The 16,053-nt window shown below is 58.2% G+C and carries 12 protein-coding genes; 1 reads left to right on the top strand and 11 read right to left on the bottom strand.

The genetic code is table 11. The features are described 5' to 3' along the window. Positions 1–170: 170 nt before the first annotated feature. The 4 genes from FIV39_RS06055 to FIV39_RS06040 all read right to left on the bottom strand — a co-directional run bounded on the left by FIV39_RS06055 (position 171) and on the right by FIV39_RS06040 (position 4,498). Entirely contained in the window at positions 171–566 is a 396-nt protein-coding gene (locus FIV39_RS06055) for a hypothetical protein (protein WP_090409801.1), read from the bottom strand. A gap of 50 nt (positions 567–616) precedes the next feature. After that, positions 617–1,075, bottom strand: a complete 459-nt coding sequence (locus FIV39_RS06050) for a hypothetical protein (RefSeq protein WP_024073094.1) — start codon at positions 1,073–1,075, stop codon at positions 617–619. Continuing rightward, the gene (locus FIV39_RS06045) at positions 1,072–1,986 is read right to left on the bottom strand and encodes an NAD synthetase (protein WP_090400854.1); all 915 of its coding nucleotides are present in this window, start codon (positions 1,984–1,986) and stop codon (positions 1,072–1,074) included. Before FIV39_RS06045 ends, FIV39_RS06050 begins: the two co-directional genes overlap by 4 nt. Positions 1,987–2,194: 208 nt before the next feature. Continuing rightward, positions 2,195–4,498, bottom strand: a complete 2,304-nt coding sequence (locus tag FIV39_RS06040; protein ID WP_090400855.1) for a YgiQ family radical SAM protein — start codon at positions 4,496–4,498, stop codon at positions 2,195–2,197. A 218-nt stretch (positions 4,499–4,716) separates the two neighbouring features. Here FIV39_RS06040 and FIV39_RS06035 point away from each other — a divergent pair, with 218 nt between their 5' ends. After that, complete coding sequence (locus FIV39_RS06035) at positions 4,717–8,727, top strand: dermonecrotic toxin domain-containing protein (protein WP_244176229.1); 4,011 nt, start codon at positions 4,717–4,719, stop codon at positions 8,725–8,727. A 6-nt stretch (positions 8,728–8,733) separates the two neighbouring features. Here the strand turns inward: FIV39_RS06035 and dnaB are convergent, their stop codons facing one another. From dnaB to rnr, 7 genes are all read right to left on the bottom strand, one after another. Beyond that, entirely contained in the window at positions 8,734–10,131 is a 1,398-nt protein-coding gene (gene dnaB / locus FIV39_RS06030) for a replicative DNA helicase (protein ID WP_017526410.1), read from the bottom strand. 110 nt (positions 10,132–10,241) lie between these two features. Next, complete coding sequence (gene rplI / locus FIV39_RS06025) at positions 10,242–10,688, bottom strand: 50S ribosomal protein L9 (protein ID WP_003171376.1); 447 nt, start codon at positions 10,686–10,688, stop codon at positions 10,242–10,244. Positions 10,689–10,706: 18 nt separating this feature from the next. Then, the gene (locus FIV39_RS06020) at positions 10,707–11,597 is read right to left on the bottom strand and encodes a YybS family protein (protein WP_090400857.1); all 891 of its coding nucleotides are present in this window, start codon (positions 11,595–11,597) and stop codon (positions 10,707–10,709) included. A 36-nt stretch (positions 11,598–11,633) separates the two neighbouring features. Continuing rightward, entirely contained in the window at positions 11,634–11,864 is a 231-nt protein-coding gene (gene rpsR / locus FIV39_RS06015) for a 30S ribosomal protein S18 (protein WP_003171373.1), read from the bottom strand. Positions 11,865–11,893: 29 nt separating this feature from the next. Further along, on the bottom strand, positions 11,894–12,316 hold the full coding sequence (gene rpsF / locus FIV39_RS06010; protein WP_003171371.1) for a 30S ribosomal protein S6: 423 nt from the start codon (positions 12,314–12,316) through the stop codon (positions 11,894–11,896). Between the two features lie 200 nt (positions 12,317–12,516). Further along, positions 12,517–13,281, bottom strand: a complete 765-nt coding sequence (rlmB, locus tag FIV39_RS06005) for a 23S rRNA (guanosine(2251)-2'-O)-methyltransferase RlmB (RefSeq protein ID WP_090400858.1) — start codon at positions 13,279–13,281, stop codon at positions 12,517–12,519. Continuing rightward, the gene (gene rnr, locus FIV39_RS06000; protein ID WP_090400859.1) at positions 13,278–15,911 is read right to left on the bottom strand and encodes a ribonuclease R; all 2,634 of its coding nucleotides are present in this window, start codon (positions 15,909–15,911) and stop codon (positions 13,278–13,280) included. Before rnr ends, rlmB begins: the two co-directional genes overlap by 4 nt. Positions 15,912–16,053: the final 142 nt, after the last annotated feature.

Here is a 16,053-nt window from a genome sequence, read left to right as displayed (position 1 = left end):
CAGGGCATGGACACAAAGCGCGCAAGACTTATGCCAGAGCGGCGGTCATTGCGCTTTATCGTAAGACCCGGTGCAGTACAGCACCAAAACGGCGCCAACGGCGGTGTCGTGGTGCAGGCGCCGCACATATTTGTGGCGTTAATGTGAGGATGGGTTGCGAATCTACCCAATCAACGGGTTTTGCGCTTTGCGATTACGGCTTGGCGCAGGTGGCGTATCTCGGACAGTTTTTTGCGCATTTCGCGGTGGCGTTTGCTATTGAGCAGCAGTAACCCCAACAGCGGAAAGAGGACAGCCGAGCCAGAGACCAGCTTGTTGAGATCATATTGAATCATTGGCAGTACGAACAACAGACAAGCGCCCAAGTAAGCCGCCACCAGCCGCGTAGCCCAGGGATAGCCGCGTGCGATCATGACGTTGCCAAAGACCAGCACCGCCACTAGCACCAGGATCGCGCCTACTGAATAGTTGGCCTTGAGCGCGGGATCAAGACCGCGCAAATAGGTCACGCCAGCCATGGAAACCGAGGCTGAGCCGGAGAAGATCGCCATGAAAATCGTCCCCATGAAGACCGGGAAATAGCGCGCGAGGAAACCGTTTATCGAAGGCGGCTCCTTCACATGCGACTACTCGATCTGACGGTTGATTTAACCGCCTGCCGAATGCGACGGATTCCCACAAGTTTCGTGCGCATCTCTCGTTGAACCTTGCTGTTAAGTGTCAATAATCCGAGCAATGGGAATAACAGCGCCAACCCATAAAGGACTTTGTGAGGCTGGAATTGAACCATCGGAACTACAAACAGTAGACAGGCGACATAGATACCGACCATTACCCACACCCAGGAGGGTCGGCCCCGCAAAATCATAAAGTTGCTATGGACCGTCAACAGAATGAGCAGCGCCCCGGCAGACATGATCTTGAGCCCCACTTGAGCCATCGGCGCATCACGAAAATAGGTGATGAACGCCAGCGCCACAGCCAACGCCAAAGAAAAACACGCAGCAAATACGCCACCCATAAACGTCAGAAAGTATTGTCTGAAAAAGTCGCGTAGCGTCATCAATTCGCTCATTCGCTTACCTCCTCGTACAGTCCAATCGCGATGGTGTTGACGTTTCCGGAGTAGGCACTCCCGCCAAACCCAACGCTTGCGCCCAGGACGTCTTTGATCTGGGTAGTGGTGCTGTGCTTGAGCTGCGTAGGGGTGAAACGCTTGGTGAGTTCGCCCGACGCCTGCCTCAATTTGATCATCTTCGCGGTCAAGCTGGGATGGTTGATGCTCAGCAGCTCTTTCGTCAGCTTGGCTCTTTCCTGGCGATTCAAACCGCGAAGCACATCACGCAGGCTCTTGCCCGTCGATGCTTTGGCGGCCCTGACCAGCTTGACCGTCGTCAGGGCCGAAGCGCCCACGCCTGCCAGTGATACGGCATCCAGCACGATGGACGCATTCTGGTACCAGCCTTCACTGTCGAGCGCATCCTTGACCTCAGGTTTGGCGACTTCCAGCGCTGTTCGGGCAATGCCGTTGAAACACTGAAGCGTACTTGCGCCGGCAGCCGCATACCCCACTACAACGATGACGGAACTGGCGCCAGCGCTGAAAGGCACCAGAATTGTTCCACTGGCGATCGCAGCCCAACTGATGACCGCCCCCAAGCAGGAGATTCCGGTATTCACGGCTTCGCCAATCAGTCGCGATTCTCGAGGATTGCTCACGACATGTTGAGCAAACTGTGTTGGCGCAATGTACTTCTGCGCTTCACGCAAAATGATGCGCTTGGGCTTGATGCTGCAGATGGGCTTGAATTCGCGCAGGGTAATGACATTGAAGTCAGCGTCGATATACACCACCCCCGCGCCGACGATGCCGGGGTCGGCGTCGATGGCCGCGAACAGCCGTGGCAAGTTGATCTGGCTTTCGATGCGCTGGCGCGCCATGAACTGGGAGCGGTTGGAGTCCATGCCGAGCAGGGGGTTGCCCATGGGGGTGTTCTTCCTTGAAGGGGTGACTGGACTGACGCTATCGGGGGCAAGCCCCCTCCCACACTTGATGTGTGAATACATTCAAAATGTGGGAGGGGGCTTGCCCCCGATAGCGATTTAATGGCGGCCACCTTAACAAACAGACGCCCCAGCGCCTAGAAAGCAAAACGCCAGCACGAGGCTGGCGTTTTGCATATTCAGGCTGCGATCAACGCGGCACGACCGGCTTGCGGGCGGGCTTGCCGCCCTTGCCCTTGGCCGCATCGCTACGTTCTTTAGCAGCCTGCTTGTTACGTGCCTGCGCCGCAGCCTTGGCTTGCTCACGCTTGTCCCACGGGTTGCTGCCGTCGCTGCCACGGGGTGGCAAACCGGTGTGCTGGGTGAGGATCTTCGTAGTGGTTTCCTTGGCGACCTTGTGGCTGCCGGCCGGCGTCGAGTTCTTGCGACGGGCGCTCTGGTAGCTGTCGGTGGACGGCTGATGCAGCGGGATCAGTTGGTCCTTGCCCGGCCCGATCAGGTCGGCACGGCCCATGCGGATCAACGCTTCACGCAGCATCGGCCAGCCTTTCGGGTCGTGGTAGCGCAGGAACGCCTTGTGCAGGCGGCGCTGCTCCTCGCTCTTGACGATGGTCACTGCGTCGCTCTTGTAGGTGACCTTGCGCAGCGGGTTCTTGCCCGAGTGGTACATCGCTGTGGCGGTGGCCATCGGCGACGGGTAGAACGCCTGCACCTGATCGGCGCGGAAGCCGTTGCCCTTGAGCCACAGGGCCAGGTTCATCATGTCTTCATCGGTGGTGCCAGGGTGGGCCGCGATGAAGTACGGGATCAGGTACTGCTCCTTGCCCGCTTCCTTGGTGTACTTCTCGAACATGCGCTTGAACTTGTCATAGCTGCCAATGCCCGGCTTCATCATCTGGTTGAGCGGACCTTCCTCGGTGTGTTCCGGGGCGATCTTCAGGTAGCCACCGACGTGATGGGTCACCAGCTCCTTGACGTATTCCGGCGACTCGACCGCGAGGTCGTAGCGCAGGCCGGAAGCGATCAGGATCTTCTTCACACCCGGCAATGCACGGGCGCTGCGGTACAGCTGGATCAACGACGAATGGTCGGTGTTCAGGTTCGGGCAGATGCCGGGGAACACGCACGACGGCTTGCGGCACGCGGATTCGATTTCCGGGCTCTTGCACGCAATGCGGTACATGTTTGCGGTCGGGCCGCCGAGGTCGGAGATCACACCGGTGAAGCCTGGAACCTTGTCGCGGATCTCTTCGATTTCGCGAATGATCGACTCTTCGGAACGGTTCTGGATGATCCGGCCTTCGTGCTCGGTGATCGAGCAGAAGGTGCAGCCGCCGAAGCAGCCACGCATGATGTTCACCGAGAAGCGGATCATGTCGTAGGCCGGGATCTTCTCCTTGCCGTACGCCGGGTGCGGGACACGGGCGTACGGCATGCCGAACACGTAGTCCATTTCTTCGGTGGTCATCGGAATGGGCGGCGGGTTGAACCACACGTCCACTTCACCGTGCTTCTGCACCAGGGCGCGGGCGTTGCCTGGGTTGGTTTCCAGGTGGAGTACGCGGTTGGCGTGGGCATACAGCACCGAATCGCCACGGACTTTTTCCACGGACGGCAGACGAATGACCGTCTTGTCGCGGGTCATGCGCGGGCTGGCCAGGATCTGTACGACCTTGGCTTCTTCCGGGTCTTCAACCGGGCCCTTTTCCTGCTCGATGGCGCAGGCCTGGGTATCCTGGGTATTCACGTACGGGTTGATGATCTTGTCGATCTTGCCCGGACGGTCGATACGGGTGGAGTCCACCTCGTACCAGCCTTCGGGCGTGTCACGGCGAATGAACGCGGTACCGCGCACATCGGTGATGTCTTCGATCTTGTGGCCCCACGACAGGCGCTGGGCGACTTCGACGATGGCCCGCTCGGCGTTGCCGTACAGCAGGATATCGGCGGTAGCGTCGATCAGGATCGAGTTGCGCACGCGGTCCTGCCAGTAGTCGTAGTGGGCGATGCGGCGCAGGGACGCTTCGATGCCGCCGAGTACGATCGGCACGTTCTTGTAGGCTTCCTTGCAACGCTGGCTGTACACCAGGCTGGCGCGGTCCGGACGTTTGCCGGCCATGCCGCCTGGGGTGTAGGCGTCGTCGGAACGGATTTTCTTGTCGGCGGTGTAGCGGTTGATCATCGAGTCCATGTTGCCGGCCGCGACGCCGAAGAACAGGTTCGGCTCGCCGAGCTTCATGAAGTCGTCTTTGGACTGCCAGTTCGGCTGCGCAATGATCCCGACGCGGAAACCCTGGGACTCCAGCAACCGGCCGATGATGGCCATGCCGAACGACGGATGGTCCACGTAGGCATCACCGGTGACAATGATGATGTCGCAGGAATCCCAGCCAAGCTGATCCATCTCCTCCCTGCTCATCGGCAGGAATGGCGCAGGACCGAAACATTCGGCCCAGTACTTGGGATAGTCAAATAACGGCTTGGCTGTTTGCATGACGGTGACCGGTGTTGAGATGAAAAATCGCGGGCGCGGAATATAGCACAAATTTTGACCAATTCCGACGGTAATGGTCGGCTTTTAACCTGAGAGCCTGTGGTAGCCACTTGCGCCCCCAATTGGCCGCGCTCACAGGGGCTATTCCGTTAGCCGATAGTCAAAAAAATCATGGGTAAGCTGCCTTCCATCAACCACAGCCCTTGATGGCCTATCCAATGAATACACGCTCCACCCCATCGTCCAGCAACCATCCGCCAGCGTCTTCCCTTCCTGCACACCACGCCTTCATCAAGCCGAAATTACCGTCTTGGCTGAGCCAGGCGCCTGCGTCAGCGCTCACGGATTTTCGCGACAGTTTGATTAGCAGCAATCAGGCCAGGCATGACCTCAAAGCGCTTCTGGACGAGCTTAAAAGCCCTGAAGATTTTGCCCGACCGCTGTTGCGCGAGGCGCTCAGTTCAAGGTTTTTCGGCCTGGTTAACGATGAAAACGCCATTCTGGTGCGCGAATGGAAAAACCACCATCTGCTAGGGCTCATCAAAACCCATGCCCGAACCACTCGACAGACCTTGCTGGAAGCTGCCCTGCAAAACTTCGAGGCCTCAGAAGCAGAAGACGGAGGCATGGAAACCGGCACGACCCTCTACAACGTCACGCGGGATCGCGAGGTGGAAAGCCTTGCATCTGCCACCTCATTTGCAGAGCTTTGCCGCACTCAAGACCTGGGAGGCAAGTACCTTGCGCATATCAGCAGTGTCCTTGAACCAACCTCCGAGACCACCCCCTCTCGCAATGCCACTGAGGTAGTCCGTTTGTTCCGCGCCCAGGCACAACACGCCTTCGGGGTCGCATTGCATATCGCCTACATGCGCCAGCAGTTCACCCCCAAACAGCACCTGCAGTTGAACAGCCTCCAGCGCTCAGGATCGCATCTGGATATTCAAATCAATCACCTGACAATCAACTGTGTCGTACTGCCCGGGGTCCTGGTGATTCAGGCTCCTACGATCAGTATCTCATTCATCCTCTATACCCCCGAAGACCCAGACGAGCCACTGCGCCAATACACCTCCATGGCCAACCTCCAGCGGGATTTGGCTGAACGTCTGCTAACCGAAAGTTATCGGGAATTCTTCAATCGCCTTGTACCCTTGCAACATCAGTTCAACCTATTGGAAGTGTCTGCTACTCAATCGGGTTCACCTGCGCTTGCCATGGGCGGAAGAATCTATACTGACCCAGCCCATCTGGAACAACCGATCAGTCTTACCCCGATCACCACCGACGTGTTCCGGGCCATCGCACAGCATAAAATCGACCAGATCAAGAGCGACGCCCGCACTCTGGTCGTCCCCACCGCCGACGCGGACCTATTGAGCAGGCAGAAGCGCCTCCAGAGCTACATCGACCTGGGTAAATCCTTGCTGTTCTTTGCCGCGTCGTTCATTCCGGTTGTCGGCGAGGTGCTCCTGGTCGTCACCGCCGCTCAGCTGATCGGCACGGTTTATGAAGGTTTTGCTGCCTGGAGCCGCAACGACAGCGACGAGGCCCTGAACGACTTGATGGATGTGGTTGACAGTGTTGCCCTGGCTGCGGCGACAGCCGGCGCCATCAAGACGGCGGGCTTCACCGCCAACCTGATAAAGGTCCAGGTGCGCAACAAAGGCTGGCGCTTGTGGCACTCAGACATGAAGCCTTACCGCCACACCAAGGGGTTGCCCGAACACCTTGTCGCCAACAAACAAGGTTTATATCAGTACGAGCAACGTAGCTATCTGAAGCAGGATGATCACGTCCATGTTGTCAAACGTGCTCCCGATGGCAAGCAATGGGAGCTGTCGCACCCCACCGACCCGCTTGCTTATGCCCCCCCTTTGCTCAGCAATGAAGTGGGAGGCTATCGGCACTTGCACGAAACACCAAAGGACTGGGACGACCTGAAACTGATCAAGCGCCTGGGGCCCGATGCAACCAATATCAAGCAACCTGCGGTCGAGCCTATCCTGCTGCTCAGCGGCGTGGATAAAACTGCCCTGCGCCAGCTCCACCAGGAGATGGTGCGCCCTCCTCCCTTGCTGCTCGACACCATCAAACACTTCAATCTGGAGCAGGAAATAAACGACTTCAACCTGGCTCGCGCCGAAGGCACTTCGGTCACCCCTCACTCGCCACTCATTCAGTTCCATCTGTTGGTTTCGTTGCCCGAATGGCCTGCAAACCGGGCATTGAAGATTGTTGATGAGCAACAGCAAGTCGTGATGACTCATGATACGGGTACTGCTGAAATCAAGATAAGCGAGGCGCGATTCAGAAAAGGGGAATTGTTGCATGCTGTAGAGGAGCAACTGCCACAAGCTGAGTTCAACAGACTGATGCCCACCCTGAGCATCGACTATTTCACCAAAGTTGAAAATCTTGCCATGCGCTTGGAAACAGAAGCGGAGCAGCAAAAACAGCGGCTGCTTTCCTTGCTCAACGAACCCGGTGAACGAGCCATCACTTCAGCCGAGAAAAGCATTCGCGCCATCATCCCGGAACTCTCCAAACGCCACCTGGAAGAAATGGAGTCCACGCTTTCCGGGCAAGAACGCCAACGCCTGCAAGAGGAAAAGACCTTGCCGCCCGTGCAGCAATGGGAAGCAGGCCATTATCGCGATGCAATACAGATGACGCGCTTGAAAGAAGGCCTCTTTCTCCACGCCGCAAGCAGCCGCAAGAGCGTGCCTTTGGTTCTGTACATCCTGGAGCAGACTCCCGGCTGGCCGGCGTCGCGAAAGCTCGATGTATATGACGGCAGTCACGAAGGCCCTCTACTGGGCAGCATTGGCGAGGCAAATGCCAGCAGCCAACATGTAGTGATCCGGCAAGGAGAGCTGTATGCAATCTACGATGCCCAGAACGGGCACACGAGCTCACTCACTGATCTTCCGGGCGCCATCGAGCGCACGCTTTCCGAATCTGAGCGCAGCACCATCCTTAGCCAATCGGGCACCAACTCCCTTGAGCAATCACTGCAAAAAACCGGCCTGTCGCTGATGGGTGAGCGCCGCGCGCCTGTTCGTGCCATGCCCCCTTCAACGCAGGCAGCAGGCACGACAGGCTTACCACTCGACCCAGCATTCTGTGAAACAACATCTCCCACGGGGCTGACAGTACGTGCCGACGGCACCTACCAATCCGCGCCTCTTCCCGATGGGAGTTATCGTTATTACATACAGGACAACCAGAAATACTATCAGGTCAAATCCGATGCCATAGGTTGGCGACTGATCGACGCCCGTAGCCGCTTCAGAGCCTATCAGCCCTATGTGCGACCAAAGGCCGAAGGCGGCTGGGAAATTGATCAGGCCAAGGGAGCATTACCGGGTGGAAGAGGCTCGCCCCTCTTGTCACTTGAAGGCATGGATTCCAGTGATGAGTTTGAGTCGGCTCACTCTTCCAGCGAATACGAGTCGGCCGAAGAAGGTAGCGTGAGACCTCAATACACCGTTCAGGAATTGAGCTACATGCGTACCCAACGAAGCTTTCAACACAGCCAAAACTACCGTGGTATTTATGACCGAGCCAACAATGGCCGCTACCCGCTACGCGACATTGAGGGGCGCCCCATGCGAATCAGGCACATACAGAGCCAGGGGAAGTCGTTAACGTCCGACACCTGGTTCAGAAACAGCGCGCTTCGCCCTTACATTCAGTGGGAGGGTTATGAAAATGTCGCACGCTTGTATGAGGACAAGCTTGAGGTTACCACCTTCACCCAAGCCCATCTGAAGTTCCCCCAAGAGGCTTCACTGATCGGCCAAGCCACGGTCATCACCCGGCGCCCCGTTTTAAAAGGCGAAGCACTGGGTGTCTACGGTGGAGAACTATTACATTTCTACGTTGCCAAGGCTCGACTAGCCCCCTATCTGATGCCGATCAAAGACTTCAGGCCGACCTCACGGTATGCCGTAAACATGCAGCTGGTATTGTCCGGAGACAATGCGCTGTCGAGAGTAAACACTGTTTTTGAATATGACGGGGAGTTCCCGGTCAGGCAGGCCAGCACAGGCTACAACGTGGAAGCCACACAGTTCCGGGTGCAAACAAAAACAGACGACAACCCACCGGAGCAACTCATACTCACTGGACTCTTTGCCAGCGAGGACATTCCAGCAGGCACCGAGTTACGCTGGAATTACCAATACGACGAATCGACCATCCGCAGCCTGTTTCCCAGGCCCTAGGAGCGACTATTCGTCGTCGTCGAAGTTGTAGCTGCCCGGCGCAAGGTTCTCGAAGCGCGTGTATTTGCCGATGAACGCCAGTCGAATAAAGCCGATCGGCCCGTTACGCTGCTTGCCGATGATGATTTCGGCAATGCCTTTGTGCTCGGTCTCGGGGTGATACACCTCGTCGCGGTACACGAACATGATCACGTCCGCATCCTGCTCGATCGCTCCGGATTCCCGCAAGTCGGAGTTCACCGGGCGCTTGTTGGGGCGTTGTTCCAGGGAACGGTTGAGCTGGGACAGGGCGACTACCGGGCAGTTGAATTCCTTGGCCAGGGCTTTGAGGGACCGGGAGATTTCGGAAATCTCGTTGGTCCGGTTATCGCCGCTGGAGCCTGGGATCTGCATCAACTGCAGGTAGTCGATCATGATCAGGGCGATGTCACCATGCTCACGCACCAGGCGGCGGGTACGCGCACGCATCTCGGACGGGCTGATACCGGCGGTGTCATCGATAAACAGCTTGCGATCATTGAGCAGGTTGACCGCCGAAGTGAGGCGCGGCCAGTCGTCGTCTTCCAGGCGGCCGGCACGGACCTTGGTCTGGTCGATACGGCCCAGGGACGACAGCATACGCATGATCAGCGATTCGCCTGGCATCTCGAGGGAGTACACCAGCACAGTCTTGTCGCTGCGCAACACGGCGTTTTCCACCAGGTTCATCGCAAAGGTGGTCTTACCCATGGATGGACGGCCGGCGACGATGATCAGGTCGGACGGCTGCAGGCCGCTGGTCTTCTCGTCGAGGTCGGTGTAGCCGGTGGAAATGCCGGTGATGGCGTTATCGGTGTTGAACAAGGTGTCGATGCGGTCGATGGCCTTGGTCAGCAGGTCGTTGACGCTGACCGGGCCGCCTGTTTTCGGACGCGCTTCGGCGATCTGGAAGATCTGGCGCTCGGCTTCGTCAAGGATTTCGGCGGCGGTGCGGCCTTCGGGGTTGAAAGCGCTGTCGGCGATTTCGGTGCTGATGCCGATCAGTTGGCGCAGGGTGGCGCGCTCACGAACGATCTGGGCATAGGCCTTGATGTTGGCGACAGACGGCGTGTTTTTTGCCAGTTCACCCAGGTAGCCCAGGCCACCGACCTGGGAAGTCTGGCCTTCCTTGTCCAGCTGTTCCGCCAGGGTCACCACGTCGATTGGCGAGTTCTGGTCGGCCAGCTTGGCGATGGCGCGGAAGATCAGGCGGTGGTCATGACGATAAAAATCACCGTCCGAGACTTGATCCAGCACGCGTTCCCAGGCGTTGTTGTCCAGCATCAGGCCACCGAGCACGGCCTGTTCGGCCTCGATGGAATGCGGCGGCACCTTCAGGGCAGCGGTTTGCAGATCGTATTGCTCAGGAGCTGAAATATCGTTCATGGCCACTTGGAATTAGGGGATTGTAGAAAAACAAAAGGCACGACCTGTAAACAGGATCGTGCCCGATGTTAACTGTCTGACACGCGAGGTGCCAGTCAGTTAGGTGCTGCTTAAGCTGCTACCACGACAACGCGTACGGTGGCTTCAACTTCGGCGTGCAGGTGCACGGCTACGTCGAATTCGCCTACGTTGCGGATGGTGCCGTTCGGCAGACGAACTTCGCTCTTCTGCACTTCAACGCCGGAGGCGGTCAGTGCATCAGCGATGTCGTGGGTGCCGATCGAACCGAACAGCTTGCCTTCGTCACCGGCGGTGGCAGTGATAGTCACTTCCAGCTCAGCCAGTTGGGCAGCGCGAGTTTCGGCCGAAGCTTTCTTGTCTGCTGCTGCTTTTTCCAGCTCAGCACGACGCTCTTCAAACGCAGCCAGGTTGGCAGCGGTTGCAGCGGTGGCTTTGCCGTATGGCAGCAGGTAGTTACGACCGTAGCCGGCCTTAACGTTCACTTTGTCGCCCAGGTTGCCCAGGTTGGCGACTTTTTCCAGAAGGATCAGTTGCATGTGAAAATCCTCTAACTTTTAACCTTCACCGTTCGCGTTATCGGCGTCTTTCGGCGCAGAACGTCCGCGAAAATCAATCAGGCTGTCGACAATGGCCAAGACCACGAGTAACGGACCGATCAAGTGCATGAGCGGCAGGACGGTAACGTAGATCCCCACCAGCCAGAAACTGGCCAGTCTTTTCTGCGCGACCAGCCCGTGAATCAGGGACAAGCCAGCGAAGAACAGCGGCACACCGCACAACGGCAACAAGATCAAGGTGTGCCACCCGATAAACGGAGCAACACACATGACGGCCAGCAGTGACAGCGCAACGCGCTTGGGGATCCGGATTGCGCGAAACTCGCTTCCGAAACCGCCGGGGTTATACAACAACGCCTGCCAATAGCGCCCAAGAATCAGGCACAACACACTAAAGATCTGCACCGAAACCGCTGTCGAAATGATCAACATCGGAACTGCCAATGAAGCGAGCGCTGCTTTCTGGTCTGCCGAGAACTTCTCGTAAGACTCACCCATCACCAGCGGCAAGACGTGTTGAAACGTCTGCGCCAAGGATTCGATGAAGGAACCGAAGACGGTCCCCAGGCTCACTGCACACAACAATCCCACGGCCGTGCTGACCAGCAGCACGCGATTCCAGGAATGCCCAGCGCGCAAAACCAACGCCAGGCTGCAACTCCCGAGCAGCACCAGAAGCGCTGTCGGATCCTGCAGGAAATGCCAGCTCACCAACACTGACAAGAATCCCAGACCCAGGACGCTCAAGGCGTCCGAACCGCGCCGCAGGAGCACAAGGCAACCCGCGGCGGCACCTAACCAGAACAACAACGGCAACACTGCACATCCAGCCACTACCAGAGTGGCCTGCACACGACCGCGCATGATGAACTCAGCTAAGGCGCGCATGCATTCAATCCCTTACTACTTGTCGACTGCCCGGTCTCAGCGGCCGTGGCTGTCGGTGTAGGCCAGCAGGGCCAGGAAGCGGGCGCGCTTGATAGCGGTGGCCAGCTGACGCTGATAACGTGCTTTGGTACCGGTGATACGGCTTGGAACAATTTTGCCGGTCTCGGATACGTAGGCTTTCAGAGTGTTGAGATCTTTGTAGTCGATCTCCTTCACTTCTTCAGCGGTGAAGCGGCAAAACTTACGACGACGGAAGAAACGTGCCATTTGATAGGCTCCTTAATAAGGTCCGTGGATTACTCGTCAGCGTTATCGCTGCTGTCGCTGTCATCACTATCAGCGCTATCAGCGCCTTCGTGCTCAGGACGGTCGCGACGCTCACGGCGCTCACTGCGGTTTTCTTCAGCCTTGAGCATCTCGGATTGGCCAGTGACGGCTTCTTCGCGACGGATGACCAGGTTACGGATCACTGCATCGTTGTAGCGGAAGTTGTCTTCCAGCTCGGCCAGGGCCTTGCCAGTGCACTCAACGTTCAGCATCACGTAGTGAGCCTTGTGAACATTGTTGATTGCGTAGGCCAGTTGACGACGACCCCAATCTTCCAGACGGTGGATTTTGCCGCCGTCTTCTTCGATCAGCTTGGTGTAACGCTCAACCATGCCGCCGACTTGCTCGCTTTGATCCGGGTGGACCAAAAAGATGATTTCGTAATGACGCATGAATGCTCCTTACGGGTTGTAGCCTGCCGCTCAAAAACGGTCAGACAAGGAGTGAATGACACTTATGGATCTTGCCGCAGGGAGGCACATCGGTGCCTGCCAGGAAGGCAAGGGGCGCAATAGTAGAGGAGCAGGGGGGAAGCTGCAAGCTACAAGCTACAAGTGGTCAACCACCGTGCTTTTAACTTGCAGCTTGAAGCTTAAGACTTGCGCGAAGCGACTGCCTTTTTAGCCCCACGCTGACGCTGGGCCTCAAACAGGCACACGCCGGTTGCGACCGACACGTTCAGGCTGCTGACGCTACCGGCCATCGGCAGGTGCACCAGGTAATCACAATGCTCACGGGTCAGGCGACGCATGCCCTTGCCTTCGGCCCCCATGATCAGGATGGTCGGGCCGGTGAGGTCCTGGTCATAAATACTGACCTCGGCTTCGCCAGCCGTGCCCACGACCCACAAGCCGCGCTGCTGGAGTTTCTCCAGGGTGCGCGCCAGGTTGGTCACGGCCACCAGCGGAATCACTTCCGCCGCGCCACAGGCGACTTTACGCACAACCGGCGTCAAGGTAGCCGACTTGTCTTTAGGCACAATCACCGCCAGCGCACCGGCAGCATCTGCCGAACGCAGGCATGCGCCGAGGTTGTGCGGGTCGGTCACGCCATCCAGCACCAGCAACAGCGGCGCACCTTCGGTACGGTCGAGCAGCTCGTCGAGCATCGCTTCACCCCAGACCTGACTCGGACTCACGTCCGCGACCACACCCTGGTGAACACCTTCGACCCACACGTCCATTTCACGACGCTCGGCCTGACCGATAGCGACTTTGTTTTGGTTGGCCAGCTCGACCAACGCTTGTACGCGTGGCTCGCTGCGGCCTTCGGCCAGCCACACTTGCTTGACGCGCTTAGGGTGGTGACGCAGCAGTGCTTCTACGGCGTGTACGCCGTAGATTTTTTCCAGACTCATGACTTGGCCTTAGGTTTGCGCGACCCGCCGCTTTTCGCGGGGGCCGAACCCGCTTTTGGCGGGCCTTTACGGTGTTTACTTGGCTTGCTCGACGGCTTTTCCGTCCCGTGGGACTTTCCCCCAGACGCCGCTTTACCACCGCTTTTGGCTTCGTTGAGCAACTGCTGCTTCAACTCACGGCTTTTGCGCAGTTCGGCGTTTTTCGCCGCCGCGTCGCTTGGGCGGTAGGCTTCGGGAGCCTTGTCCTTGGAAGACGAACGACGACCGGCCTTGGCTGGCGCAGGCTCGGCGGCAGCAGCTTTCGCAGGAGCGCCTTTGCCTTTGCTTGCTGACGCGGCAGGTTCGCTGCCTCGTTTTTTACGGCCCGCCGGTTCGGCAGGTTTATCAGGCATACCGAAGTCGATCTTGCGCTCGTCGAGATCGACGCGCATGACCTGCACTTCCACGGTATCGCCCAAACGGAAGCTGCGACCGGTACGCTCACCCGCCAGGCGGTGGTGCACAGGATCGAAGTGGTAGTAGTCACCCGGCAAGGCGGTGACGTGCACCAGGCCTTCGACGTAAATGTCGGTCAACTCGACGAACAGGCCAAAGCCGGTCACGGCAGTGATCACGCCAGGGAACGACTCGCCCACACGGTCCTTCATGAACTCGCACTTGAGCCAGTTGACCACGTCGCGGGTGGCTTCGTCGGCACGGCGTTCGCTCATGGAGCACTGCTCGCCCAACTGTTCCAGGGCCGCTTCGTCGTACGGATAGATCCGTGCCTTCGGAATGGTCATGGCACCGGCGCGCTTGACGTGCGGGGTGTTCTGCTTGGAATGGATCACGCTGCGGATTGCGCGGTGCGTGAGCAAGTCCGGGTAACGGCGAATCGGCGAGGTGAAGTGGGTGTACGCCTCGTAATTCAGGCCGAAGTGGCCCTGGTTATCGGCGCTGTACACCGCCTGGCTCAGGGAGCGCAGCATCACGGTCTGGATCACGTGGTAATCCGGACGGTCCTTGATGCTGGCCAGCAGTGCCTGGTAATCCTTCGGTGTCGGGCCGTCCTTGCCTTTGTGCAGGGACAGGCCCAACTCGCCGAGGAACGCACGCAGTTTTTCCAGGCGCTCCGGCGGCGGACCATCGTGCACGCGGTAGAGCGCAGGAATTTCGTGCTTTTTCAGGAATTCAGCGGTGGCCACGTTGGCCGCCAACATGCATTCCTCGATCAGCTTGTGCGCATCGTTACGGGTCGTCGGAGTGATCGCGGCGATCTTGCGCTCGGAGCCGAAGACAATCCGGGTTTCCTGGGTTTCAAAATCGATTGCGCCTCGCACGTGACGTGCGCCCAGCAGCACCTTGTACAACGCGTAAAGTTGCTTGAGATGCGGCACGACATGCCCGTACTCACCACGCAACGCCTTGGCTTCGCTGGTTTTCGGCTGCTCCAGGATGGTACTGACCTTGTTGTAGGTCAGGCGCGCCTGGGAGTGGATCACCGCTTCGTAGAACTGGTAATCAGTCATTTCGCCGGTTTTCGAGATAGTCATCTCGCATACCATGGCCAAACGGTCGACTTTCGGGTTCAGGGAGCACAGTCCATTGGACAGCTGCTCAGGCAGCATCGGGATCACACGCTCAGGGAAATACACGGAGTTGCCGCGTACCTGGGCTTCGTTATCCAGGGCCGAACCGATCTTCACATAGCTGGAGACGTCGGCAATCGCGACGAACAACTTCCAGCCGCCGGAAAACAGGCGCAGCTTGCCGGGCTTGGCTTCGCAGTAGACCGCATCGTCGAAGTCGCGGGCATCTTCACCGTCAATGGTGACGAACGGCAGATGGCGCAGGTCGATGCGTTTTTCTTTGTCTTTCTCTTCGACTTCCGGCTTGAGCTTGGCGGCTTCCTTGAGCACTGCCTCAGGCCAGACATGAGGAATATCGTAGGTGCGCAGCGCAACGTCGATTTCCATGCCCGGCGCCATGTAGTTGCCGACCACTTCAACAATATCGCCCTGGGGCTGGAAGCGCGCAGTTGGCCAGTGAGTGATTTTCACCTCGACGAACTGGCCGACCTTGGCCGCGCCATTGCGGCCCGGGGTAATCAGCACTTCCTGCTGGACCTTCGGGTTATCCGGCACAACAAAGCCGATGCCGCCTTCTTCGAAGTAACGGCCGACGATGGACTCGTGGGCACGGGACACCACTTCGACGATCACGCCTTCACGGCGACCGCGACGGTCCAGGCCGGAAACGCGCGCCAGGGCACGGTCGCCATCGAACACCAAGCGCATTTGCGCCGGGCTCATGAACAGGTCATCACTGCCGTCATCCGGGATCAGGAAGCCGAAACCATCACGGTGGCCGGCAATGCGGCCGAGAATGAGATCAAGCTTATCCACTGGCGCATAAGTGCCACGGCGGGTGTAGATCAGTTGAGCATCGCGCTCCATGGCACGCAGGCGGCGGCGCAGGGCTTCGAGCTGGTCTTCGGTAGTCAGACCGAACTCTTCAACCAGCTGCTCGCGGCTAGCAGGCGAACCCCGATCGGCGAGATGCGCCAGGATCAGTTCGCGGCTAGGAATAGGGTTTTCATATTTTTCCGCTTCACGAGCGGCCTCGGGATCGAGGGACTGCCAATCGGCCATTAGAGAATTTTCACCTTGTCTATATGCGGGTTAGTTTGGCATACGCGTATTGAAACGGGAAATTTCAGGCAGCAACAAGTGTTTAAAAGCCCTTTATAGCCCCCGCCACGCACCTTGCACGACCATTGGCGAATTTTTCCAG

Source organism: Pseudomonas grimontii (genome assembly GCF_007858185.1).
Classification (GTDB): Bacteria; Pseudomonadota; Gammaproteobacteria; order Pseudomonadales; family Pseudomonadaceae; genus Aquipseudomonas; species Aquipseudomonas grimontii.
Note: the sequence above shows the minus strand (reverse complement) of the source record. Positions and strands in the feature narration are given on the sequence as shown.